General features: G+C 37.9%; 25 protein-coding genes. 15 read left to right on the forward strand and 10 right to left on the reverse strand.

The window, feature by feature from the left end; genetic code table 11:
• Positions 1 to 169: 169 nt before the first annotated feature.
• Positions 170 to 1087, forward strand: a complete 918-nt coding sequence (lipA, locus tag J2Z40_RS04870; RefSeq protein WP_066397355.1) for a lipoyl synthase — start codon at positions 170 to 172, stop codon at positions 1085 to 1087.
• Between the two features lie 76 nt (positions 1088 to 1163).
• Here lipA and J2Z40_RS04875 read toward each other — a convergent pair whose 3' ends face one another.
• Entirely contained in the window at positions 1164 to 1775 is a 612-nt protein-coding gene (locus tag J2Z40_RS04875) for a YhcN/YlaJ family sporulation lipoprotein (protein WP_245349983.1), read from the reverse strand.
• A 331-nt stretch (positions 1776 to 2106) separates the two neighbouring features.
• On the opposite strand from J2Z40_RS04875, the gene J2Z40_RS04880 reads away from it, so the two are divergent.
• Positions 2107 to 2382, forward strand: coding sequence for a YutD family protein (locus J2Z40_RS04880; protein ID WP_066397353.1), 276 nt, complete (start codon positions 2107 to 2109; stop codon positions 2380 to 2382).
• 57 nt (positions 2383 to 2439) lie between these two features.
• Here J2Z40_RS04880 and J2Z40_RS04885 read toward each other — a convergent pair whose 3' ends face one another.
• Complete coding sequence (locus tag J2Z40_RS04885) at positions 2440 to 2718, reverse strand: cytosolic protein (RefSeq protein WP_066397350.1); 279 nt, start codon at positions 2716 to 2718, stop codon at positions 2440 to 2442.
• 88 nt (positions 2719 to 2806) lie between these two features.
• The gene (locus J2Z40_RS04890; protein ID WP_066397347.1) at positions 2807 to 3073 is read right to left on the reverse strand and encodes a DUF3055 domain-containing protein; all 267 of its coding nucleotides are present in this window, start codon (positions 3071 to 3073) and stop codon (positions 2807 to 2809) included.
• 179 nt (positions 3074 to 3252) lie between these two features.
• Here J2Z40_RS04890 and J2Z40_RS04895 point away from each other — a divergent pair, with 179 nt between their 5' ends.
• The 3 genes from J2Z40_RS04895 (at position 3253) to J2Z40_RS04905 (ending at position 6133) form a co-directional block, all read left to right on the forward strand.
• A complete protein-coding gene (locus J2Z40_RS04895; protein ID WP_066397346.1) occupies positions 3253 to 4554 on the forward strand; it encodes an EAL domain-containing protein in 1302 nt (433 codons plus the stop codon).
• Between the two features lie 19 nt (positions 4555 to 4573).
• A complete protein-coding gene (gene hepT, locus J2Z40_RS04900) occupies positions 4574 to 5011 on the forward strand; it encodes a type VII toxin-antitoxin system HepT family RNase toxin (protein ID WP_066397343.1) in 438 nt (145 codons plus the stop codon).
• A gap of 357 nt (positions 5012 to 5368) precedes the next feature.
• A complete protein-coding gene (locus J2Z40_RS04905) occupies positions 5369 to 6133 on the forward strand; it encodes a TIGR01457 family HAD-type hydrolase (RefSeq protein WP_066397342.1) in 765 nt (254 codons plus the stop codon).
• A 217-nt stretch (positions 6134 to 6350) separates the two neighbouring features.
• Here the strand turns inward: J2Z40_RS04905 and J2Z40_RS04910 are convergent, their stop codons facing one another.
• Positions 6351 to 6851, reverse strand: a complete 501-nt coding sequence (locus J2Z40_RS04910; protein WP_066397340.1) for a phosphatidylglycerophosphatase A family protein — start codon at positions 6849 to 6851, stop codon at positions 6351 to 6353.
• 514 nt (positions 6852 to 7365) lie between these two features.
• On the opposite strand from J2Z40_RS04910, the gene yutH reads away from it, so the two are divergent.
• The 4 genes from yutH (at position 7366) to thrB (ending at position 11923) form a co-directional block, all read left to right on the forward strand.
• Positions 7366 to 8373, forward strand: a complete 1008-nt coding sequence (gene yutH, locus J2Z40_RS04915) for a spore coat putative kinase YutH (RefSeq protein ID WP_066397335.1) — start codon at positions 7366 to 7368, stop codon at positions 8371 to 8373.
• A 276-nt stretch (positions 8374 to 8649) separates the two neighbouring features.
• Positions 8650 to 9948: a homoserine dehydrogenase gene (locus J2Z40_RS04920; RefSeq protein ID WP_066397333.1), complete on the forward strand. Its 1299-nt coding sequence runs from the start codon at positions 8650 to 8652 to the stop codon at positions 9946 to 9948.
• Positions 9945 to 11006, forward strand: coding sequence for a threonine synthase (thrC, locus tag J2Z40_RS04925; RefSeq protein WP_066397330.1), 1062 nt, complete (start codon positions 9945 to 9947; stop codon positions 11004 to 11006). The genes J2Z40_RS04920 and thrC overlap by 4 nt, the downstream gene beginning before the upstream one ends.
• Entirely contained in the window at positions 11003 to 11923 is a 921-nt protein-coding gene (thrB, locus tag J2Z40_RS04930) for a homoserine kinase (protein ID WP_066397328.1), read from the forward strand. Before thrC ends, thrB begins: the two co-directional genes overlap by 4 nt.
• A gap of 256 nt (positions 11924 to 12179) precedes the next feature.
• On the opposite strand, the gene J2Z40_RS04935 is transcribed toward thrB, so the two are convergent.
• Positions 12180 to 12419, reverse strand: a complete 240-nt coding sequence (locus J2Z40_RS04935) for a NifU family protein (protein ID WP_066397326.1) — start codon at positions 12417 to 12419, stop codon at positions 12180 to 12182.
• Positions 12420 to 12575: 156 nt separating this feature from the next.
• Here J2Z40_RS04935 and J2Z40_RS04940 point away from each other — a divergent pair, with 156 nt between their 5' ends.
• The gene (locus J2Z40_RS04940) at positions 12576 to 12902 is read left to right on the forward strand and encodes a YuzD family protein (protein WP_425351360.1); all 327 of its coding nucleotides are present in this window, start codon (positions 12576 to 12578) and stop codon (positions 12900 to 12902) included.
• Between the two features lie 78 nt (positions 12903 to 12980).
• On the opposite strand, the gene J2Z40_RS04945 is transcribed toward J2Z40_RS04940, so the two are convergent.
• From J2Z40_RS04945 to J2Z40_RS04955, 3 genes are all read right to left on the reverse strand, one after another.
• A complete protein-coding gene (locus J2Z40_RS04945) occupies positions 12981 to 14279 on the reverse strand; it encodes a hemolysin family protein (protein WP_066397321.1) in 1299 nt (432 codons plus the stop codon).
• 129 nt (positions 14280 to 14408) lie between these two features.
• Positions 14409 to 14789 carry a MerR family transcriptional regulator gene (locus tag J2Z40_RS04950; RefSeq protein ID WP_066397318.1) on the reverse strand — a complete coding sequence of 127 codons (381 nt, stop codon included), beginning with the start codon at positions 14787 to 14789 and terminating at the stop codon, positions 14409 to 14411.
• Between the two features lie 297 nt (positions 14790 to 15086).
• Complete coding sequence (locus tag J2Z40_RS04955; protein ID WP_066397316.1) at positions 15087 to 16154, reverse strand: NAD(P)/FAD-dependent oxidoreductase; 1068 nt, start codon at positions 16152 to 16154, stop codon at positions 15087 to 15089.
• Between the two features lie 254 nt (positions 16155 to 16408).
• Between J2Z40_RS04955 and J2Z40_RS04960 the strand changes: the two genes are divergently transcribed.
• Positions 16409 to 16648 carry a DUF1450 domain-containing protein gene (locus J2Z40_RS04960; RefSeq protein WP_066397314.1) on the forward strand — a complete coding sequence of 80 codons (240 nt, stop codon included), beginning with the start codon at positions 16409 to 16411 and terminating at the stop codon, positions 16646 to 16648.
• A 108-nt stretch (positions 16649 to 16756) separates the two neighbouring features.
• Here J2Z40_RS04960 and J2Z40_RS04965 read toward each other — a convergent pair whose 3' ends face one another.
• On the reverse strand, positions 16757 to 17461 hold the full coding sequence (locus tag J2Z40_RS04965) for a DUF2225 domain-containing protein (protein ID WP_066397312.1): 705 nt from the start codon (positions 17459 to 17461) through the stop codon (positions 16757 to 16759).
• A 234-nt stretch (positions 17462 to 17695) separates the two neighbouring features.
• Here J2Z40_RS04965 and J2Z40_RS04970 point away from each other — a divergent pair, with 234 nt between their 5' ends.
• Complete coding sequence (locus J2Z40_RS04970; RefSeq protein WP_066397310.1) at positions 17696 to 18058, forward strand: HesB/IscA family protein; 363 nt, start codon at positions 17696 to 17698, stop codon at positions 18056 to 18058.
• A gap of 463 nt (positions 18059 to 18521) precedes the next feature.
• Here the strand turns inward: J2Z40_RS04970 and J2Z40_RS04975 are convergent, their stop codons facing one another.
• Positions 18522 to 19517 carry an FAD-dependent oxidoreductase gene (locus J2Z40_RS04975; protein WP_066397307.1) on the reverse strand — a complete coding sequence of 332 codons (996 nt, stop codon included), beginning with the start codon at positions 19515 to 19517 and terminating at the stop codon, positions 18522 to 18524.
• A gap of 500 nt (positions 19518 to 20017) precedes the next feature.
• Here J2Z40_RS04975 and J2Z40_RS04980 point away from each other — a divergent pair, with 500 nt between their 5' ends.
• From J2Z40_RS04980 to J2Z40_RS04990, 3 genes are all read left to right on the forward strand, one after another.
• On the forward strand, positions 20018 to 21235 hold the full coding sequence (locus tag J2Z40_RS04980; protein ID WP_066397305.1) for an NAD(P)/FAD-dependent oxidoreductase: 1218 nt from the start codon (positions 20018 to 20020) through the stop codon (positions 21233 to 21235).
• A gap of 432 nt (positions 21236 to 21667) precedes the next feature.
• On the forward strand, positions 21668 to 21793 hold the full coding sequence (locus J2Z40_RS04985; protein ID WP_162840501.1) for a YuiA family protein: 126 nt from the start codon (positions 21668 to 21670) through the stop codon (positions 21791 to 21793).
• A 469-nt stretch (positions 21794 to 22262) separates the two neighbouring features.
• Positions 22263 to 22586 (forward strand): YuiB family protein, encoded by a 324-nt coding sequence (locus tag J2Z40_RS04990; protein WP_066397299.1) that lies wholly within the window; start codon positions 22263 to 22265, stop codon positions 22584 to 22586.
• Positions 22587 to 22605 lie beyond the last annotated feature (19 nt).

Genomic DNA, 22605 nt, shown 5'->3' on the forward strand with positions numbered 1-22605 from the left:
CAAAAATCCTCCCTTCTAAGTTTGTCTTGCTATTTAGTTTGTGAGATTTCAAAGTTTTCAACTCCATCAATTATTGGAAATCTCTTCTCTTCGACTTGTTCTTATAATTTCCATATGATAAAGTGACATCAGTGATGGATTAAAAAGTTTTGGATGAGGTGTGGATATTTTGAGTAAAAAGGAAGAATATTTACGTAAACCAGATTGGCTTAAAATAAAGTTAAATACAAATGATAATTACACTGGCTTAAAGAAAATGATGCGGGAAAAAGGGTTAAATACAGTATGTGAGGAAGCGAAGTGTCCGAATATTCATGAATGCTGGGCAGAGAGACGTACAGCGACTTTCATGATTCTTGGTGATACATGTACAAGGGCTTGCCGCTTTTGTGCGGTGAAAACGGGCTTGCCTACTGAATTGGATTTACAGGAACCGGAAAGAGTAGCTGATTCTGTTGCCCTTATGAATTTAAAGCATGCGGTTGTGACTGCGGTAGCGAGGGACGATTTAAAAGATGGCGGTGCAGCTGTTTTTGCTGAAACGGTTCGAGCGATTAGAAGGAAGAGCCCTTTCACAAGCATTGAAGTGTTGCCTTCAGATATGGGTGGAGTACTTGAGAATTTGAAGATGCTAATGGATGCCCGTCCAGATATTTTAAACCATAATATCGAAACGGTTGAACGATTAACTCCAAGAGTGCGTGCACGTGCAAAATATCATCGTTCATTAGAATTATTACGTCGGGCAAAAGAGCTGCAGCCAAATATTCCAACTAAATCAAGCTTGATGATTGGAATTGGTGAAACAAAGGAAGAAATTATTGAGACGATGGATGCATTACGAGCAAACCATGTGGACATTATGACAATTGGTCAATATTTGCAGCCATCTAAAAATCATTTAAAGGTAGAAAAATATTATCACCCAGATGAATTTAAGGAATTAAAGGAAATTGCATTAAGCAAGGGCTTTAATCATTGTGAAGCTGGGCCGCTTGTACGCTCTTCTTACCATGCAGACGAACAAGTAAATGCTGCGGCACAAAGAAAACAAGCATTAGGTGAGAAGGAAGCACAAGAGGCATAACTTACTTATACGTAAGATTCAATTAAAAAACTCAAAAGGAGTTCAGCGAGATAAGCTGAACTCTTTTTCTAAAGATTTATTTTCCTTGTGAAGAGGGTTGCTTGATTTCATTAATCAGTTTGTCGATTGCGAAATGTGCGTTTCGGCTGTCAGCATCTAATGTAGCGAAGCTTTCGACATTTTTTCGTAAAGCGGTGTTGTCGCTTACATAAATGTGATACCAGCTTGGGACAACCGATTGTGCCATTTTCTTCACTTGGTCTGCTGTTTGTTTGTCATTATCAGTATCTGTTGCATAAATAATGATCACTTCTCGGTCGGTCACGAGTGTAGAAACATCGTCCACATGTGGGACTTCTGTGCAGTATTTTCCGATGATATCTGCAATTTTTTCTCGATCAATGGCAGCATAGTGATTATAAGAAACATTTTCACCAGCGATTGGACTTCTTTGATGACGTACATAACCGAAATCTTCACTTTTATTAGTCGAACCATTGTTTCGATTGTATATATCTGCACGCTGGTCATTGACATTAATCGTTTGCCCACTTTCCTCATACAATTGATCATGTGCCGTATTGCTATTATTTTGACAGGCAGTTAAAGCTGCGAGTCCACAAATACTAAAAATAATGAATGATTTATTTATTTGAAACACCTCCTCATTTATAGAATGACCAAGCATTTATTTTTTTCTCTTAGTAATTGATGGAGAATCAGTTATAATTTAATTAGGGTCATTTCTAAAAGTTGTTGATTTTGAATCAAATGTGAAAGTATGTTCGACCAACTAGGTCGGTTGATTGGAGCGGAAGGTGCGAGACTCCTGCGGGATGCGTGGGACAGCTGAGACCCCGCAGGCGCAAGTGCGCCGAGGAGGCTCAGCGCCCACCCCGCGGAAAGGGAGCACACGTACGCGGAAATCAACCTTTACCAACTTTATCTAAATTAGCAACAATGTTTGCGAAAGAACAGCCTTTAATTAAAGTTAGCGGTTGGAGTAGAGGGTGAGAATCTTGATTTGTATTAACAATATTTGCTATGAGATCATTGAAGAAAAACGTGATGGATTTAATGAAGAAGCTTTTCGTGGTAGGTATAGTGAAATTTTGACGAGATATGATTATATTGTCGGAGACTGGGGCTATGGCCAGCTAAGATTAAGAGGGTTTTTCGATGATCAAAATCAGAAAGCAACATTTGATACGAAAATCAGTACATTAACAGAATATTTATATGAGTACTGTAATTTTGGCTGTGCCTATTTTGTAGCAAAGAAAATAGGCAAGTAACAAAAGGGCGATCAGAAAAATACTGATTGCCCTTTTTGTCGTCTGTTTGTGCAAATCCTAATAAGGGGATTGTGTGCTTTCTTCCGGGTCATCATGAGGAGGGTGAGCCCCATCCATTTGCCTCGGCAACCCTTCATGCAAGTCTTTATTTGTGAAAGTAAAGGCACTATATTTTCGTTGGCCAGCACGCCAAGGGGTACTTTTATTTTCTACAGGTTCTTCATTATTAAAGGGGGAACCGTAGGCGCCTTCAGGCAATTCCTCAGCAGTTAGATTATTCCTCTGTGCGATAACATTTGAAAAATCTGCGTATACTTCTTCATCCTTCCTTGCCATTTTAATCCCCTTTCTGTTTCTTTTAAATGAAAAAAGGAGAACCCTCATAAGAAAAGGCTCTCCCTTAGTATTTGTGTTAAAAGGATTATTAAACAAGCTCCATGAGAAAGGAGCGTAATTCCTCTGCATCTTCTTCAGAAAGGTTAAAGGCATATTCTAAATACCCTTCTTCATTTAAATCATCTTCTCCGATAATGGCAAAGCGATTGCTTTGAATATCGAGTACGATTTGTTTCCCATAGTATCGGTCAGATTGAATGATGGCTAAATCAAAACGCTGGTTTTCACATACAAAGCTAACAAATCGAGTTCTTGTATCTACAAGGTCGTCATATAAAAAGAAACGTTCGGTCATAGTTTGTTCTCCTTTTGCCGCAATTATAAAATGCTTACTTTCTATCTTAACAGAATTATGTATTTTTCTCACTTTGTATAAATATTATTTCCATATTTCATTCTACTAAGGGAAATTTTAGCTGGAAATGTGATAAAATATGGACATGAAGTTAGTCGCACCTGAGAGGAATGAAGCAAATGGTCCATCAACGCAAGATACGATCAAGTTTTGGCAAATGGATGAAACTCTTTCTGCCATTACAAAAGATGCGATTTTTTCCACCTCAGTTTCTTGTTCGTGACCCGATTACAAAAGGGGTATGGAAAGCTTTTAATAGTGGAAATGAAGTAGCAATTGTCGTTTTTAATATAAAAAATTTACGTGAACTTCCTGACCAGCTTGGCCAGCAGGGATATACAAAATTTATTGCCTGTCTTAAGAAAGTCTTTCAAGAGGTCGTTAAACAAGAAATAGATTCAGAGGAAGTTATTGCTCTTCATGATTATTCCAGTGATGGACTTACATTATTATTATCAATTGATCATAGTCAATATTGTGTCACAGAAATTGATAAAAAAATGAAGAAAATTTTGCGTGAAGCAGAAAAAAACCTTTATACAGAGATGCCTGCGGCAAGCCCAGTTTTTGATATGGGATACATGTTTATTGAAAAGAAGCATTACTCTATTCAAGAAGCGATTATGAAAGCTCATCAGCAAGCATTGGCAATGGCAGAAAAGCGTGTGCAATCTGAATTTAATGAAATGCTGTACGCATTAAATAAAATTATTGCTAAAAAGGATATTCGAATGCTTGCACAGCCAATTATTAATGTAGCCACAGGAGAAGTAAAGGCATGGGAAATGCTGACGCGCGGACCAAAAGGAACGGGATTAGAAAGTCCTTTACAGTTATTCTCTGTTGCTAAACAAACGGGACTGCTCTACGATTTGGAAATGATTGTTTTCGAAAAAATAATCGAACAAATTAAAGCAACAGGATGCAGGCAAGATATTTTTATTAATTTCACCCCGCTTACAATTGGAAATGAACGGTTCGTTAGGGATATAAAGAAAATGCTCGCAAAACATAAAAACATTCTTCCTAGTCAGCTTACCCTTGAAGTAACAGAACGGGATTCGATCGAGGGAATGGACAACCTTTTATATAATATAAAGGTATTGCGAACATGGGGATTCAAGATTGCGGTAGATGATACAGGGGCTGGATATGCAAGCTTACATTCCATTAGTGAAATTATGCCGGATATTATAAAAATTGATCGTTCGGTTATTCAGGATATTGATAAAAACTCTGTGAAAGAGTCGATGCTTCAGGGACTGCTATTAATTGCAAGAGAGGCTGGTTCTTTAGTAGTTGCTGAAGGCATTGAAAATAAAGATGAAGCATTAGTTCTTTCAAGAAATAAGGTTGATTTAGCACAAGGGTATTTCTACTCTCGGCCGCGGGCTTTAGAGAAGGGGCTTAAATCATCTTAATTGCAGAAGGGTGAGAATCATGTATTTTGTTGACAGAGAAAAGATCGAAAAAACGCTTATCTATTTAGAAGAGCAAATTTCTTTATTCGAGCAAGTGAATAATTGGGAATCTATCATTGAAAGAACAGCAATGGAGCGGGCTACACATATGATTATTGAAGCCATCCTCGATGTTGGAAATGCAATGATTGATGGATTCATCATGAGGGATCCTGGAAGCTATGAAGATATTGTTGATATTTTGGATGATGAAAAAGTGATTCATGATGAACTAAGTGTCAGCTGTAAACAAATCATTAAATACCGAAAGATGTTAGTTCAATCGTATTTAGACATCAATCATGAAGAAGTAGCAGTTATGTTTACGAAACATCTTCCTGTAATCAAGCATTTTCCTTCAAGAGTAAGGGAATACTTGTTAAATGAGTTAGGACCAGTTTCAGCATTTCGCAACTAGAAAAAATAAGAGTAGGTCGGATTCGCTCCGGCCTTTTTATTTTTTGAGAAGGCTGTTTTCGCAAACAATGTTGTATATTAAGATATAGTTGGTAAAGGTTGATTTCCGCTCCAGGTTGCTCCCTTTCCGCGGGGTTGGCGATGAGCCTCCTCGTCGCTTTCGCTCCTGCGGGGTCTCATCTGTCCAACGCATCCCGCAGGAGTCTCGCACCTTCCACTCCAATCAACCGACCTATTTGGTAAAACATTCATTCTAACATTTGATTTAAAAACAACTATCTTTAAGTAAACAGCCTTTAATAAAAATATGCTCGCTCTTTCATTAATTATAAGTAAAGTTTGCATAGAGGTGATAGGAATGAAGAATTACAAAGGATATTTAATTGACCTTGATGGAACGATGTATCGAGGAAACGAGCTCATTAAAGAAGCAGCCGATTTTGTCAATCATCTAATTAAGAAGGATTTGCCTTATTTATTTGTCACAAATAACTCATCAAGAACACCAGCTCAAGTGGCTGAAAAGCTTCGTTCATTTTCGATTCCAGCAGTAGCGGAGCAAGTTTTTACAACGAGTTTAGCAACAGCTAATTACCTATATGATTTAAAAAAGGATGCTTCCGTATTTGTAATTGGTGAAGAAGGGATTCGTGAAGCGCTAGTAAATAAGGGATTTCGCATCGCGGAAGAAGAGGCTGATTTTGTAGTTGTTGGCATTGATCGATCGATCACCTATGAAAAGCTCGCATCAGCATGCTTAGCTGTTCGCAATGGAGCTATTTTCATCTCAACAAACGGGGACATCGCAATACCGACAGAACGAGGTCTATTGCCTGGGAATGGTTCATTAACTTCTGTTATTGCAGTATCGACACAAACGAAGCCACTTTTTATCGGGAAGCCTGAACCAATCATCATGGAACAAGCACTGCAAGTACTGGGCACGAAAAAATCCGAAACGCTGATGGTTGGGGATAATTACGATACAGATATATTAGCCGGAATGAATGCAGGAGTGGATACTCTCCTCGTCCACACAGGTGTGACAACAGAGCAATTGCTTGCAGGCTACGAAAAAAAACCTACATATGTTGTTCATACACTAAAGGATTGGATAATATAATTAAGTCACTAAAAAGGTAAAACCGCTTTGATTTGGCTGTCTCCACCTCATTTAATTAAAAGGAGCAGAGCATAAAAATCTAAGCGGTTTTTTGTTTTCAAAAAAATATGAAAGAGGACAGTAAACTATCTAGCTCCTGTGCCTCTTGATATGTTTCCTATATCTTAGTTAGGTTCCTTCAAAATTTGTACGACAATAACCTCGGGCTTGCGCTTATCTATTTTGCTCCACTTGCCCGGTGTGCTAGGCGGCTAGAAGCAGCGGCTGCAATTGCTCCAACAATGTCATCTAAGAAAGTATGGCATTTACCTGAATTCTTATCATTTAAGTCATGCAAGATGCCAGGCTTCAATTTATCAATATAACCGAAGTTTGTTAACCCAATGGAACCATATACATTTACAATCGATAACGCTAAAACTTCATCGACTCCATAAAGGCCTTCATCACTTTCGATTACACCTTGCAGTGGCTCTTGGAGCTTCTTTTCTTCTGCAAGTCTATCAAGCTGAATGCCTGTTAAAACAGCATTTTGTACCTCCCGTTTAGACAGTACACGTTCCACATTCTCAATGCATACGTCCATTTGTAAATCTGGATGGTATTTTTCTTGCAGAAAGAACACTAAATCGGCAATATCTTGAATTTTAACCCCTCGTTCATGCAGCCATTTTCGTGCAGTTTGTTCAATTTTATCAACTGATTTTTCTTCGTTCATCGGCTCCACCTATTTCTTGTTATTTTTCCTTAAATATATACCGACAGGCAAGAATTTATGCCATGTCTGATAGTTGGAAATATCTACCCTTTATCTTATCCTAGCTATTCTTAATTAATCAAGCGAAGGAAAAAAACAAGTTTTGCAAGATTCCTTCATATATATGTTCTAAAGCTCTGGAAAAACAAGGCTCTTTTCGAAAAGCTTGTTGTTTTATATCAAATATTTGGATGATTGGGTTTACCAAATAGGTCGGTTGATTGGAGCGGAAGGTGCGACACTCCTCGAAAATGCTATCACATTTCCTTCGTGCGGTGTCATTCAGGATGTTTATTCAATGTCCTGCGGGATGCGTAGGACAGCTGAGACCTAAGCAGGAGCGTGAGCGACGAGGAGGCTCAAGCGGACTACCCCGCGGAAAGGGAGCACACGTACGCGGAAATCAACCTTTACCAATGAAGTGTAAAATAGCAACAGTGTTTGTGAAAACAGCCAAAAACAAAGAGGTGTGATCATGCTGAATAATCTCCTTGAAAAACAATATGGAATCCAAATGGATGAGGAACTTCGTGTGGGCCCTTATCATGCTTGTCGGACACAAGGGCAAATTTACTTATTCGTACCAGTCGATGGATTTGCTGAAGATGAACTGCTTGAATTAGAAATGCTTGCCGATCATTTAGCGAGAAATGGGGAAAAATATAGCAGTACCTTTCTCAAAACGAAGGACGGACAGCAAATGAGCGAATGGGAAAACCGAAAATATTGTGTATTAAAAAATGAGTACGTCCAAAATCGTAAAATCAGCCGATTTGGGAGAAAGCTAGCAAAATTTCATTATCGGGGAAGATCAGTCGCCTTTTCTGTGAATAAGCTAAGCCGGATTGGCCAATGGAAGCAATTATGGGAAGCGCGGCTGGATCAAATGGAGAAGGTTTGGAATGAACTGTTGTTTACACAGCCTGATAATGAATTTGAACGAATGTTTCTGGAGTCCTTTCCATATTATATGGGAATAGCCGAAAATGCGATTCAATATTTAGTAGATGCAGAACTTGATGATGATCCTACCATGATGGATAGCGGGACGATCAGTCATATTCGATTTACAGATCATACATGGGGAAATTCTTACTATATTAAAAATCCTTTTGATTGGGTATTCGATCATTCATCTAGAGATTTGGCTGAGTGGACAAGGGAGAAATATTTCCATAATATCAAGACATACGAGCCAGATTTAAAGAAGTTCTTAGCTGACTATCAAAGTGTTACGCCATTATCGTCTTTTTCTTGGCGTCTGTATTATGCGCGTATCCTTTTTCCCCTACACTATTTTACTTGTATTGAAACATACTATGGAACGCAATCAGAACAAGAGAAAATTCTTCTTGAAGAAAGACTAAATAAATTTTTACAGCAATCAGATGATCATGAGCGTTTTCTAGGAAGGTTTTTTGACTTTGCTGAAGTCCCCGTTTTAAAAATGAATATCCCTTTAGTAGACTGGTTAAAGAAATAATAAGATACAAAGCCTGTGGGGCGGAGTTCATTCCCTACAGGCTTTTGATTTTTCAATTATTGAACTCCAATACAATACAAAAGAATAAGTCAAGCTGTGCTAGATGGGGAATTCCAGCCAACTTTTCTTCTGGAGGTTAAATAATGACCAAGTGCTAATCCTGTTTAAAATTTGAATTATTAGAAAAATCCTTGTAAAAATAATTGATTAGTTCTATAATGTCTACTATATAAAAACAAATGTACATATAGAGTGAACAGTAAGGGGGATAAATATATGGAGGAAATTTCAATTGGGTTATTAGGCTTAGGAACGGTTGGATCGGGTGTTGTAAAAATTATTGAAAACCATCAGGATAAGCTCATTCACCAAATTGGTTGTCCTGTCAAAATCAAACGTATTCTTGTAAAGGACTTAAATAAAGAGCGGCTGGTTCATGTCGAGCGTACTTTACTCACTACTAATCCTGCTGAGATACTAGATGATCCGGATATTGATATCATTATTGAAGTGATGGGTGGAATTGAGGAAACAAAAATATATTTAAAACAAGCATTACTTAATAGGAAAAATATCGTTACCGCAAACAAAGATTTAATGGCCTTACACGGGGCGGAGCTTTTGACGATTGCCTCAGAAAATAGCTGTGATCTTTTTTATGAGGCTAGTGTAGCAGGGGGAATTCCTATTTTACGAAGTCTTGTCGATGGACTTGCCTCTGATCGAATTACGAAAATGATGGGGATTGTAAATGGAACAACTAATTTTATTCTCACAAAAATGACGAAGTATGGCAGTGATTATGAGGAAGTCTTGAAGGAAGCACAGTCACTTGGCTATGCAGAAGCAGATCCGACAGCAGATGTTGAAGGACTAGATGCGGCTAGAAAGATGACAATCCTTTCAACACTTGGTTTTTCAATGAAAATTGATTTGGATGATGTGTTAGTCAAGGGTATTACAGGTGTGACAAAAAGTGATCTTACGTATGGGAAGCAGCTTGGCTATATAATGAAACTCATTGGGATGGCTCACCGTGAAGGGGAAAAGGTTGAAATTAGTGTACAGCCAACATTAATGGCGGAGACACATCCTCTTGCATCAGTACAAGATGAATTTAATGCTGTCTATGTGTACGGAGAAGCGGTGGGAGAAACGATGTTCTATGGACCAGGTGCTGGAAGTATGCCAACAGCAACAGCGGTAGTGTCCGATCTTGTTGGGGTAATGAAAAATATGAGGCTAGGTGTTACCGGAAAAAGCGCTGTCACTCCGCAATTCAAAAAGCAAATTAAGGAACCAAGTGAAATGTTTTCAAAGTATTTTCTTCGCTTGCATGTGAAGGATGAAGTAGGTGTATTTGCAGAGATTACATCGATCTTTTCTGAGCAGCATATTAGTTTTGAAAAAATCCTCCAGCTGCCATTGAAAGATAAAGGGCTTGCCGAAGTTGTACTAGTGACACATCAAGCCTCCTTGCAAAATTACGAGGATAGTTTAGTGAAAGTAAGAGATTTGCAGGCCGTTCAATCAATCGAAAGCTCCTATCGGGTAGAAGGGAGTGCCAATAGATGAGATGGTTAGGGCTATTGAATGAGTATAAAGAGTATTTGCCAATTAATGATCACACACCATTGATTACATTGAATGAGGGAAATACACCGTTGATTCGTCTAAATAAGCTTTCTGATGAATGGGGGGTGGATCTTTATGTAAAAGTAGAAGGAGCCAATCCAACCGGCTCATTTAAAGATCGAGGCATGGTGATGGCTGTCGCAAAGGCAAAAGAGAACGGCAGTGATACGATTATATGTGCATCTACAGGGAATACATCTGCTGCTGCTGCTGCCTATGCTGCAAGAGCGGGCTTGAAGTGCATCGTCGTCATTCCAGATGGGAAAATTTCGATGGGGAAGCTTGCACAGGCAGCTATGTATGGAGCAGAAATTATTTCTATTGAGGGGAACTTTGATGATGCTTTGGCTCTCGTTCGAAAAATTAGCGAAACAGAATCTATTACTCTAGTGAATTCAGTAAATCCTTATCGATTAGAAGGGCAAAAAACGGCTGCCTTTGAGATTTGTGATGCATTAGGGAATGCGCCAGATATTCTTGCCCTACCAGTTGGGAATGCAGGGAATATTAGTGCCTATTGGAAGGGGTTTAAGGAATATCATCTGAAAAAGAAAACCGGCTTGCCACGAATGCATGGATTTGAGGCAGAAGGTGCTGCAGCTATCGTGCATAATCGAATTTTTGAACAGCCTGAGACCGTCGCAACAGCGATTCGTATTGGCAACCCAGCAAGCTGGCAGCTAGCAATAGATGCAGTAAGGGAATCGAATGGGGCAGTGGATGAGGTGAGTGATGAACAAATTCTGCATATGTATAGAAAGTTAGCTTCAACAGAAGGGATTTTTGCTGAACCTGCTTCTTGTGCGTCTCTTGCAGGTATTTATAAGCAGCTTCGTAATGGAGAGATTCCCCATCAATCAAGAGTGGTTGCGATTTTAACTGGAAGTGGCTTGAAGGATCCCCTAATAGCGATGGAAGCAAGTCCGATTACACCTGTTATCTTGCCAAATGATGAACAGGCAGTTGCTGCATATATTAAGGGAGTTGTTCCTATATGAATGATGGGGAGATGCTCATCATTAAAGTACCTGGCAGTTCAGCCAATCTAGGTCCAGGCTTTGATTCGATCGGGTTAGCCGTAAATCTGTATTTAACGGTAGAAGCGGAGAAAGCTGAAAAGTGGGAGGTTGTTCCTCTTTCTAGCGAATTGGAGATGTTTCCAAAGGATGAAAGAAATTTTCTCATACAAATCGCACTTCATACAGCAAGAAATTATCAAAGGGAGCTGCCTCCTTGCCGTATAAGAGTAAAAACAGATATTCCACTTGCAAGAGGACTTGGCTCAAGTGCAGCTGCTATTATTGCAGGGATCGAATTGGCTGATTCCTTTTGTCAGCTTCACCTAACTAGAGAGGAAAAACTAGAACTAGCAACAAAATTTGAAGGACATCCTGATAATGTAGGTGCAAGTCTATTCGGTGGTTTAGTTATAGGCTGTCAATTAGATGGGGAGGTAAGAATGGAAGCCTTTCACGATCTGACATTTGACCTCGTTGCTGTCGTTCCAAATGAGGAATTATTAACAAAAGATTCGAGAGGAGTGCTGCCAGACAGTCTTGTGTATAGTGAGGCAGTTCAAGCTGGTGCAGTTGGCAATGTTTTAATTGCCGCATTGTTAAAAGGAAACTATGAATTGGCAGGCAAAATGATGAAGGCAGACCGTTATCATCACCCGTATCGAAAAGCAATGGTGCCTCATTTGACTGATATTGAAGAATTGGCTCCTAAGCTAGGTGCCTTTGGTGTAGCATTAAGTGGGGCTGGACCGACTGTTCTTTGTTTAGCAGAAAAGGGAATGGGGAGAATGGTAGCTGAAGGACTGGCTCGACAATTGCCAAATATGGCGTGCAAATGCTTGACTATCGATCAAAATGGAAGTGTTGTATATTCTGTATCTGAAAGTGGAATTGCCTAACAGATGAACATAAAAAAAAGCGATGTCGGAACATCGCTTTTTTAATGTCTACTAAATATATAATCGCGCGTTGTGTATAAAATATAAATCGATTGTTTTACGTCCAGCTCCAGCGCCTATCGCCTATCAAACTTCAGTACTGCTCCACAACGATTGCGTCAACATCGGTTCGCTATCGCTCACCGTGTTTCCTTTATCTCAGTCGCAGTCCTTCCAGTCTGTACGGCGAGACCTTAGGCACCTCCGCATTTGTTCATTAAAATACTTGTTCAACCTCTGTGATACCAGGTACTTCTTCTAACAGTGCACGTTCGATTCCTGCTTTTAATGTGATGGTTGAGCTAGGGCATGTGCCGCAAGCACCTAGAAGACGAAGCTTAACGATCCCATCTTCCACATCCACTAATTCACAGTCTCCTCCGTCACGTAGAAGGAATGGACGTAATTTATCTAATACTTCTTGAACTTGATTCATCAAGGATGTTTGTTCTGCCATTTGTATCTACCCCTTTCTTATTAATTATTATAATCATTCTCAGTGCAAAAATCTATTTAAACAAACGGATTTCCACTTAAATGAGCAATTTCCTGAGATTTCTACTCTTATTATATTGTAAAATAGAAGGAAGGATACTTTTTAATCAGGGGAGGAATGAATGGAATGCATGAAATCGAATTAACTGTCTATGGAGCCGAGCAATTATGCCCAAGCTGTGTGAATCTACCTTCTTCAAAAGAAACATATGAATGGCTGCAAGCGGCTTTAGACAGAAAATATGGAACACAGCCATTTAAGGTAACATATGTTGATATTCATCATCCACCAGTAGATGAGGAAAAGAGGAAATTTGCTCAAAGAGTGATTGATGAAGACATGTTTTATCCAGTTGTTTTAATTGAAGATCAAATCGTAGGAGAAGGCAATCCAAGGCTTAAAACCATTTATGCGGAAATGGAGAAATACGGTTATCAAGCATAAATAAATAGGAAAAAAGAGAGCTTATGGAACTAATCAGAATGAACACAAGCTCTCTTTTCTTTTATAAAATGACCGAGATTAGATTTTTTCTACTTCAATATAATGAATTTGATGTCCATCGATATTATTAATTTTGAATGTATACCCACCAAAGTCAATCTCTGAATTAATGTCAGCTTCAATATTTTGACTTAAGAACCAGCCACCAAGTGTGTCAATATCTTCATGTGGCAAATCAATTCCTAATAAATTGTTCACATCTTCAATTAGTAATCTTGAATTTAATATATAGTGATTGTCATTAAGTTTACGTATATCAGGCACTTCATCTATATCAAATTCATCTCTAATTTCACCAACGATTTCTTCCAGTATATCTTCAACAGTTACTAACCCTGAAGTACCGCCATATTCATCCATTAGTATAGCAATATGAACCCGTTCCTTTTGCATTTTAACTAATAAATCGTGGATGGGAATCGTTTCAATTACACGAATCACTGGATTAATGAATGCCTCTAATTTTAATGAAGCTTCATCTTTTTGCTCAATTTTGAGATAGGCTGTTAAAAATTCCTTTACATTAATAAAACCACGTACATTGTCCTTGTCCCCATCGACTACTGGGTAGCGGGTATAATTTTCCGAAGTAATGATATGGAGAATTTCTGTATATGTATCGTCCATTGAAATAGTGACCATTTCTGTTCGTGGTACCATAATTTCCTTCGCAATTCTTTCATCAAATTCGAAGATATTATTCATATACTTTAATTCATTCATGTTAATTTCCCCACTCTTATAACTTTCGGACAATAATATCCGCAGTTCTTCTTCGGAGTGAGCGACTTCATGTTCGGATGCTGGTTTTAAACCGAAAAGACCAACTAGAATACGTGCTGATCCATTTAAAACCCAAATAAAGGGGTACATTATTTTATAAAACCAGATGATCGGTACGGCACATGCAAGAGTAACTGCTTCAGCCTTTTGAATCGCAACCGTCTTTGGCGCTAGTTCCCCTACGACAACATGCAAGAATGTAACTAAAGCAAATGCAATTCCAAAGGATAAGAGATGTGTAATAGATTCATTTAGGTCTAATCTAATAAAAAGGGGGTGGAGAAGCTTTTCTACGGTCGGCTCCCCTAACCAACCAAGACCTAATGCTGTAACTGTGATCCCTAGCTGGCAGGCAGACAAGTATTCATCTAAATGTGTGACAACCTTTTTGGCAGAAAGGGCCCCTTTTTTTCCTTCTAAAATGAGTTGATCAATTCTAGAACTTCGCACTTTAACTATGGCAAATTCAGTTGCCACGAAAAAGGCTGTTAATGCGATTAATAGGATAATCAAAATTAAATTTATCGTCGTCAATAGGTAGCCTTACAAGTAAGGCATACACCTCCCAATATTTTAATTATATGTGTTTGCTAGTCACTTCTCATTTTGCCCAGAGTGAAATCAGACATGCTAGAAATGAACATTCTATTTGGTGGAAATTGTTTAATTAAGCAGTAATAGCAATGTTTGAATTAAAGTAAGGCTTTCATGGGAAATTTCCTTTTTTATTCGTTCGAATTTCTTTTGATCTGTTCTTTCCAAGTGAGCGAGAGCTTCAGTTACCTCTTTTTCTAAAGTTTGCATTTTTAGCCTTAAGTCAAGAACATCGATCTCTTCTGAATATTTTTCAATGATTTCATGCTTAATATGTTCTAGAGAGACCCCTTCTTGCTTTCTCTTCTCAATGAAGTGAATTCGATCTATGGAAGAGTCGTCGTAATAACGATAGTTTGAAGAGGAACGTTCAGCTTTTAATAATCCAAGCTTTGTATAATAATCAATCGTACGCTTAGTAAGCTTTGTTTTCTCAGCTAATTCACCTATTTTTAATTTCTCTGTCCCAAAAGAAACACCCCCAAACTATAACGTCGTGGTTGTAATTATAATAAAAAATTAAGTGATTATCAAGAATAATCAGTGAAGGTACCTATAACCAAGTTAGGAGGGCGCTGTAAAAGTCTTTTTATGCAGAAAAAGAAGCTAACGACCTACTTCATAGAGGATGTTAGCTTCTTTTGTGGAGTGTATATGGATGGAAACTTCCATTGTTTTCAAAATGTGTTTCTTTTAAGCAGTCTCCTAAATGGCAGTACTTTTGTAATAAATGGAGTGGGATGATATTTAGCCACGATGATTTTTATACATCCATAAAATTCCTGATTTAATCATACGAGCTACACGGCCAGTGATTGGTCTTTCGGCAACTACACCGAAGCCATGTTTCTTGCCAAGCGAGCCGAGTACCCCTTTTAGTTTGATGGTTGGCATTTCTTCAGGTAAAGATTCACCCTTCCAGCGTTTCAAAAGGATCTGTACAATTTGTTCAGCTTGTCCTTCTGCAAGCTGGGCACTTGGTGCTTGAGGCAGGCTTGCACAGTCGCCAACTACATAGACATGCTCATCCGTTGGAAGGTTGTGATGCATTGTAAGTATCACTCTACCCTGTGTGTCCTTTTCTACATCCATGTCACGTACAATTTTATTAGGTTGAATGCCAGCTGTCCAAACGATGGCATCACAAGGAATCGGTTCATCATGATTATAAAGAATATTTTCTTCCACTCGTGTAATATTCGAATGGCTGACAATATCCACTTCATGGCTATCAAACCATTGTTCCACATATGTGCTGAGTCTTTCTGGGAATGCAGAGAGAATATGGCTGCCTCGATCAAATAATTTAATGTTTAAATCAGGCCGGCTTTCGTGAAGCTCAGAGGCAATTTCAACTCCACTTAGCCCCGCTCCAACAATGGCTACAACAGAGCCTGGAATTAAATTATTTAACGCTTGATACGTTGCACGTGATTTTTCAATTGTTTGGATGCTATACGTATAAACATCAGCACCAGGGACGTTATGGAATTTATCCTCACATCCGAGACCAATGATTAAATCATCATATGAAATGGGTGTTTCTCCATGTAAGCGTACTTGTTTTTTCTCAATGTCTACACAAGTAATTTCACCATATTTGACGGTTAATCTTGGGTGTTCTGGAAAAGCAACTCTCACATGTTGATCAGAAATTGTGCCTGCAGCTAATGCATAATATTCTGTTTTTAAACAATGGTAAGGCGTTCGGTCAATTAAAGTAATCGATACATCTTCTGGTAGTTGATTTGGCAATAGACGGGCAAGCACCCTCATACCGCCATATCCCCCTCCAAGGATAACTAGATTTTTCATTTTGAATTCCCCTTTTAGTCAGCTCTAAAGTAGTCATTATTTCGTATAAAGTTAAAAGTATTTATTAAAATAAAAATTATCAAACAGCTTGATTCCATAGAAATTATAACGAAATTGTGTCAAAACTACAACAGTTAGCAGATGAAACTTGACAAATTAAGCTGTAAATAGTAAAAGTAAGCAGTTTTTACTAAACAAAATTGATTGCGGTGGAACATAAAAAAAGGTAGCATTAAAGAGTATGAGGTGATCAAGTGATAAAGCCAATTATTGAATTTTGTTTTAGTAATCTTGCGAGTGGATCTCAAAAAGCGTTTGAAATACTCGAAAAGGATTATGATTTGGATGTAATTGAATATGGCTGCCTCGGTTATTGCGGGAAATGTGCAGGCACGCATTTCGCACTTGTGAACGGAGAAGCAGTTACAGGGGAAACACCTGAAGAACTAGTAGAAAATATTTATCAATTTTTAGAAGAAAATCCAATGTTTTAAAATGATAAAAGACTACACCGGATAGAAAAGTGTAGTCTTTTTTTGATAGCTGCTTCAACATGTATTCCTCCACTAGCATGGCCTTAAGGAGTGGGGGAGTTTATGTTCTCAAGTGGTTGTGACATTTTCGGTGTGCTTATCGGCGCGAATGTCATGCCAGCGCTCCCTGGCCATATCGATAATGCCTGATTCCACTGAACGGTTTTGCTGTTCAATCACTTTTGAGAAGTACTTAACAGCTTGGTCTCTTTTATGTGTTCTTCTTGCAAGTTCTCCGATTAAATAAAGAATCTTTACTTCTGACATTTGTGTACCTTTAAAATCATCTGCCATATAGGAATTTAAATAGTCATTCATAGCCAGATTCATAAAACGCTGTTCTTGTTCAACATTTTCTAAGATTCGATATAACCAAGCAAGTCTCACATAGAAACCAGCAACAATAATATGCTTTTCCTTCTTCAATAAACAACAGTAAACAGCTAATTTATATGTTTTAATCGCATCTTGAATGGTTCGTTTTTCTCCATAATCATGTAAAGCCCACTGTGCGCATACTTTTTCTTGAATTTCATCTATTGCTCCAGGTGGAAAATACGGAGCACAATCATCTGTAGAAGAAAATCCACAATGAGGGCAGACATTTACATTGTATAAAATTGGGTTTAGCTCCTCTGAAGAGTAGATCGGACAAAAATCAGTATCATAGCTCTTTACTTTGATAAATTTAGAACGGAGCTTTTTTGTAGTGAAAGCATTATTACATATTTTACATGTACACTGCTTATCATAGATGGGGTCAATTTGTGTCATAGAGATCGCCTCCTTAGGTATAATGGTGTATTTTCCTTTATAGGAATATCTAATCATTATTACTAATATTATACTCTATTTCATGATAAAAGCACTAAAAACCAATATGGACTTAGTGAAAAATGATGCATTCAGATTAGTTGAGGACTGGCGTGTTAGTGTATATACTATTAGTAAGGTGAAATTATCAATTTGGATAAATGCTTTTCAGAAAAAGGGAAGGAGGATAAGAAGATGAATGAAGTAGTTATATTAACAGAAGCTGCATCTCTGCAAATTAAGGAAATGATGAAGTCGAGTGAGGAAGAGAATGCCTTTTTACGTGTTTCCGTAAAAGGTGGAGGCTGCAGTGGGCTATCCTATGGCATGGGATTTGCTCATGAAATAGAGGAAATGGATACGAAGCTTGAACAATATGGCATTCAAATTCTTGTTAACAAGGAGGATGCTCCGATTCTGCAAGGAACGAAAATCGATTATAAACAATCATTAATGGGTGGAGGCTTCACCATTGATAATCCAAATGCGATTGCCTCATGTGGATGTGGTTCATCTTTCCGTACAGCAACAGCAACAGGAACACCTGAGGAATGTTAATTGGTTAAACATGGAAAAGGAACCGAACATCAAGATAAGTGCTTCGATGCAAAGGTAGAAAAATAAAAAACAAATATTTCAGCAAGCGAGTCAGCAAATATTCTCGCTTGCTTTTTTTTGTTAGTTTTTACTGTTGAAAATAGCAACAAATGGACAATTACTGTTCCCTTATCACGATTAAGTGGATTCTAAAAAAGGGGGTGGCTTGAGCAGCAGAACTGATAAATAGACGGGAAAAATCCGCTTATTTCAAAATTTTTAATGAAAAAAGAGTAAATAAGCGGAAAAATTCCGCCTATTTACTCAAAAGGTCCAATAATGGGTGATTTTTCTTTGATTAAGCGGAAAATCTCCGCTTATTTTTCTTTTGCTAGATGTAAAGCCATTGCGTTTACTCAGCAATATGATTTAGCTTGGTATTAACTTCACAACCGAACTACCAAACATTGGATTCCCTTTTTTATTAATTAAACATCGAAGAGCTGTGCATCGGCTGGATTTTTGCTTTTGGATCAATGTAAGCCTTTGCATTGTTCACTGCCGTTGGTGCTTCACCAAAACCACAAGCAATAAGCTTCACTTTGCCATCATATGTGCAAATATCTCCTGCTGCATAAATGCCGGCAATATTTGTTTCCATTTTCGAATTAACAACGATGGAATTCTTCTCAATTTCTAAGCCCCACTCTTTAATTGGGCCAAGGGAAGAAACGAATCCATAGTTACAGATAACTGCATCTACATCTAATGTAACTTTTTCCTTGTCAGTTACGCCTTCAAGTACTACCTGGCTAATGCCATTGTCATCACCGATTAATTCAACAGGTACATATGGTGTTTTAATATCTACTTTTGAATTATTCAGATTCTCCACACTATGCTCATGCGCACGGAATTTATCACGTCTGTGAATAATGGTTACTTGTTCTGCAATCGGTTCAAGCATTAAAGCCCAATCCACTGCAGAGTCTCCCCCGCCGAATACGACTACTTTTTTACCTGCAAAATGATTTAAATCATCAATAAAGTAGTGAAGGTTCTTGCCTTCATATTGAGCAGCACTATCCAGCTCTAGGCGGCGTGGTTGGAATGCGCCATTTCCAGCAGTAATGATGACTGATTTTGTGTAATGAATTTCTTTATTCGTCGTTAATTTAAAGATGCCATCCTCTTGCTTTTCCAACTTTTCAACAGATTGTTCAAGCGCAGTGGCTGGCTCAAATTTTGCCATTTGCTCTTTTAAATTATCGATTAATTCTTGTGCCCGCACTTTAGGAAAACCTGCAACATCATATATGTATTTTTCAGGATAAAGGGCCGATAATTGACCGCCAAGCTGTGGCAAGCTCTCAATAATTTTGACTGAGGCTTGTCTCATGCCGCCATAGAAAGCAGTGAATAAGCCAATTGGTCCTCCGCCAATAATCGTTATATCATATACTTTTTGATCTTCTTTCACACCGTATCCCCCCAAAATATTTGTGCAACTACCATCATATATAATAACATAAAATAATCTAAAGCTCACTCTTTGGAAAAAATATTGCGAAAAGGTTAAATAATCTAAACATATAGTAAATGTTAGTAAATAAAGAGGAATTTTGCTAAACTGAAATCCAATATTAAGCTTTTTATGATTTTTTGGTTGAAAAACAGTAGTAAAACGAATAATATATAATATAAATATAATGTTAAGATTTTGTGACAAATTACCAACTTTTTTTTGACAACTTTAGTGAATAGAATCACAAACTCTTATTTTAAAAAGGCTCTTTTCTAAAAGATTGTTGTGCTTAAACTAACTGTTTAAATAAATAGGGTTTACCAACTGGATCGGTTGATTGCAGCATCCTTTGGCGAAATCAACCTTTACTAACTTTATCTAAGTGAAAACAGCCTTTAAAAAGACAGCGGTTACAAAATACGATAGAAAATATACAAAAAGGTGGAAGATACACATTGAGAAAGGTAAAAATCGTTATTTTAGGTGCAGGCTATGGTGGATTAATGACAGCCACTCGATTACAAAAGGCAGTCGGAGTGAATGAAGCAGAAATCGTATTAGTCAATAAGAATAGCTACCATTATGAAACGACTTGGTTACATGAAGCATCAGCAGGTACCTTACATCATGATCGAGTTAGATATGATGTGAAAAACGTAATCGATACGAATAAAGTTCAGTTTGTTCAAGATACAGCTGTAGAAATAAAGACAGAAGAGAAAAAGGTAATCCTTGAAAATGGAGAACTTGAATACGACTACTTAGTCATCGCACTAGGTGGAGAATCAGAAACATTTGGAATTAAAGGCTTAAAGGAACATGCCTTTTCAATTGTGAATGTTAATTCCGCTCGCCAAATTCGTGAGCATATTGAATATCAATTCGCAACATACAATACAGAAATTGAGAAAAAAGATGAGCGTTTAACGATTGTTGTTGGTGGTGCTGGATTTACAGGCATTGAATTCCTTGGTGAGTTAGGCAATCGAATTCCAGAGTTATGTAAGGAATATGATGTGGATTATGAGAAGGTAAGAATTATTTGTGTAGAGGCTGCACCAATGGTATTACCAGGATTTGATCCAGAGCTTGTCAATTATGCAGTGGCTCATTTGGAGAAAAAAGGTGTTGAGTTCCGTATTGGTACGGCGATTAAAGAAGCAACACCTGAAGGAATCATCGTCGGTAAAGGTGAAGATGAAACAGAAGAAATTAAAGCAGGAACAGTCGTATGGGCAGCAGGGATTCGTGGAAATTCAATCATTGAGAAATCAGGATTTGAAGCGATGCGTGGTCGTGTGAAAGTTCAATTAGACTTGAGAGCACCAGGACATGAAAATGTATTCATTATTGGGGATTCTTCATTAATGATTAATGAAGAAATAAATCGTCCATACCCACCTACTGCTCAAATTGCGATGCAGCAAGGAGAAACATGTGCTAGAAATCTTGCTGCATTAGTTCGTGGAAAGAATGAACTAGAGCAATTCAAGCCAGATATTAAAGGAACAGTATGTTCACTTGGTGAAGATGATGCAATTGGGGTCGCTTTCGGCAAGAAAATGGTTGGTTCAAAGGCATCATTTATGAAGAAAATGATTGATAACCGTGCCTTATATATGATTGGTGGGCCATCACTTGTTATGAAAAAAGGTAAATTCAACATCTTATAATTTTAGTTTGAAAACTGACTGTCCGAAAAGCGGGCAGTCTTTTACTATTGACCGATAAAATCAGAGAAGTAGCCAATAAATTATCCAAAGCTGCTAGAAACCCAAAATCTAAGCCAATATAGCAGGCACCAACATTATCATTTTTTCAATTTTTATGAATCATTACAAGAATAAAACTTGTTATATCATTCGAATGCTCATCAATCATTCTGTTGATCCTCGGATAAAACTCATCGCTCCACGCTTGAGAAGTGGAAATGCGCTTTAATATTTATTGATTTTTCTGAAAGTATGAGAACGAGGGAGATAATAAAAGGAAGAAGTGATTGTATGCGTTTCCAGTCCTACTTTTTCACCGAATTTCAGCCTTTTCTTTTTAAACAATTCTTGATATATTATCAGAAAATTCAGTTACAAAAGGAGAGGGCTAAAATGACAACAAAGAAATATGAATTTAATGGATGTACGTACTGTTCAGGAAAAGGATATTTTCAGTTATTACTTGGTGGTTCAGAAACCTGTTCCTGCTGCAGTGGAACAGGCAAGAAAAAGGAATAACCTCAGTTAAACTCCGCTAAGTCAGCGGAGTTTTTTATTCAATAATAAATGGTTTAGCTCCATAAGACAGACTTCCTCAGCGTAAGGATCAATAGAAAAAAACGGTAGCCAAGAAGTGCTTATGTCACCCGCAACAAGAAATTTCAGTGAAAATCGGTAGCTAAGAAGCGTTCATGTCGCCCGTAACAAGGAACCTCAGTGAAAATCGGTAGCCAAGAAGCGCACTTCGCACAAGTATAAGCGTTCTTCTTATAGACGGGCACCTAACGCCTATCTTAACTTCCAGTCCCCGCTGCAGCAATTGCGTCAACATCGGTTTGTGTTCGCTATGGTGTTTCCTTTATCGCAAGGAGGAGACGCCTTCTTAGTTTGTACGGAGAGACCTTAGGCACTTGTACCTTTCTTATTGACTCCCTTTTATACATTCAGTAAACTAAATAAGGATGTGTAAAGGGAGGAACAAAAAAAGATGGAAATGACAATTTTCGTATTGCCTATTTCAATGCTGCTTTTTTTAGTATTATTTTTTGGAATCGGTTTTATTTTAAATATGCTTTTAAGAATGTCATGGATTATGGCTATTGTTTATCCAATTATTGCCTTATTTATCATTGATAAAGTTCGGTTTATTGAATATTTTACAAATACGAAGGATTCATTTATAAGTTTAGGAAATGAATTATCTCAGTTGGCAACTGCTGATGTACTTATTCTATCAAGCGGTTTAGCTGGTGCAATTATTGCTGGTGTAACGATGAAAGTTCTTCGGAAAAAGGGATATCAAATGTTTTAATGAGAGGGCTCTGCATAAT

The sequence above is a fragment of the Cytobacillus eiseniae genome, assembly GCF_017874625.1.
Taxonomy (GTDB): Bacteria; Bacillota; Bacilli; order Bacillales; family Cytobacillaceae; genus Cytobacillus; species Cytobacillus eiseniae.

Excerpts from the sequence above, each read along its gene's own strand:
- J2Z40_RS04920 (WP_066397333.1), top strand. The coding sequence starts at position 8,650 with ATGGAGGAAATTTCAATTGGGTTATTAGGCTTAGGAACGGTTGGATCG.
- J2Z40_RS04910 (WP_066397340.1), bottom strand. The coding sequence starts at position 6,851 with ATGAACGAAGAAAAATCAGTTGATAAAATTGAACAAACTGCACGAAAA.
- J2Z40_RS04965 (WP_066397312.1), bottom strand. The coding sequence starts at position 17,461 with ATGACACAAATTGACCCCATCTATGATAAGCAGTGTACATGTAAAATA.
- yutH (WP_066397335.1), top strand. The coding sequence starts at position 7,366 with ATGCTGAATAATCTCCTTGAAAAACAATATGGAATCCAAATGGATGAG.
- J2Z40_RS04985 (WP_162840501.1), top strand. The coding sequence starts at position 21,668 with ATGACAACAAAGAAATATGAATTTAATGGATGTACGTACTGTTCAGGA.
- J2Z40_RS04890 (WP_066397347.1), bottom strand. The coding sequence starts at position 3,073 with ATGACCGAACGTTTCTTTTTATATGACGACCTTGTAGATACAAGAACT.
- J2Z40_RS04990 (WP_066397299.1), top strand. The coding sequence starts at position 22,263 with ATGGAAATGACAATTTTCGTATTGCCTATTTCAATGCTGCTTTTTTTA.
- thrB (WP_066397328.1), top strand. The coding sequence starts at position 11,003 with ATGAATGATGGGGAGATGCTCATCATTAAAGTACCTGGCAGTTCAGCC.
- J2Z40_RS04905 (WP_066397342.1), top strand. The coding sequence starts at position 5,369 with ATGAAGAATTACAAAGGATATTTAATTGACCTTGATGGAACGATGTAT.
- thrC (WP_066397330.1), top strand. The coding sequence starts at position 9,945 with ATGAGATGGTTAGGGCTATTGAATGAGTATAAAGAGTATTTGCCAATT.
- hepT (WP_066397343.1), top strand. The coding sequence starts at position 4,574 with ATGTATTTTGTTGACAGAGAAAAGATCGAAAAAACGCTTATCTATTTA.
- J2Z40_RS04895 (WP_066397346.1), top strand. The coding sequence starts at position 3,253 with ATGGTCCATCAACGCAAGATACGATCAAGTTTTGGCAAATGGATGAAA.
- J2Z40_RS04970 (WP_066397310.1), top strand. The coding sequence starts at position 17,696 with ATGAATGAAGTAGTTATATTAACAGAAGCTGCATCTCTGCAAATTAAG.
- J2Z40_RS04955 (WP_066397316.1), bottom strand. The coding sequence starts at position 16,154 with ATGAAAAATCTAGTTATCCTTGGAGGGGGATATGGCGGTATGAGGGTG.
- J2Z40_RS04935 (WP_066397326.1), bottom strand. The coding sequence starts at position 12,419 with ATGGCAGAACAAACATCCTTGATGAATCAAGTTCAAGAAGTATTAGAT.
- J2Z40_RS04875 (WP_245349983.1), bottom strand. The coding sequence starts at position 1,775 with ATGCTTGGTCATTCTATAAATGAGGAGGTGTTTCAAATAAATAAATCA.
- J2Z40_RS04885 (WP_066397350.1), bottom strand. The coding sequence starts at position 2,718 with ATGGCAAGGAAGGATGAAGAAGTATACGCAGATTTTTCAAATGTTATC.
- J2Z40_RS04940 (WP_425351360.1), top strand. The coding sequence starts at position 12,576 with ATGAATGGAATGCATGAAATCGAATTAACTGTCTATGGAGCCGAGCAA.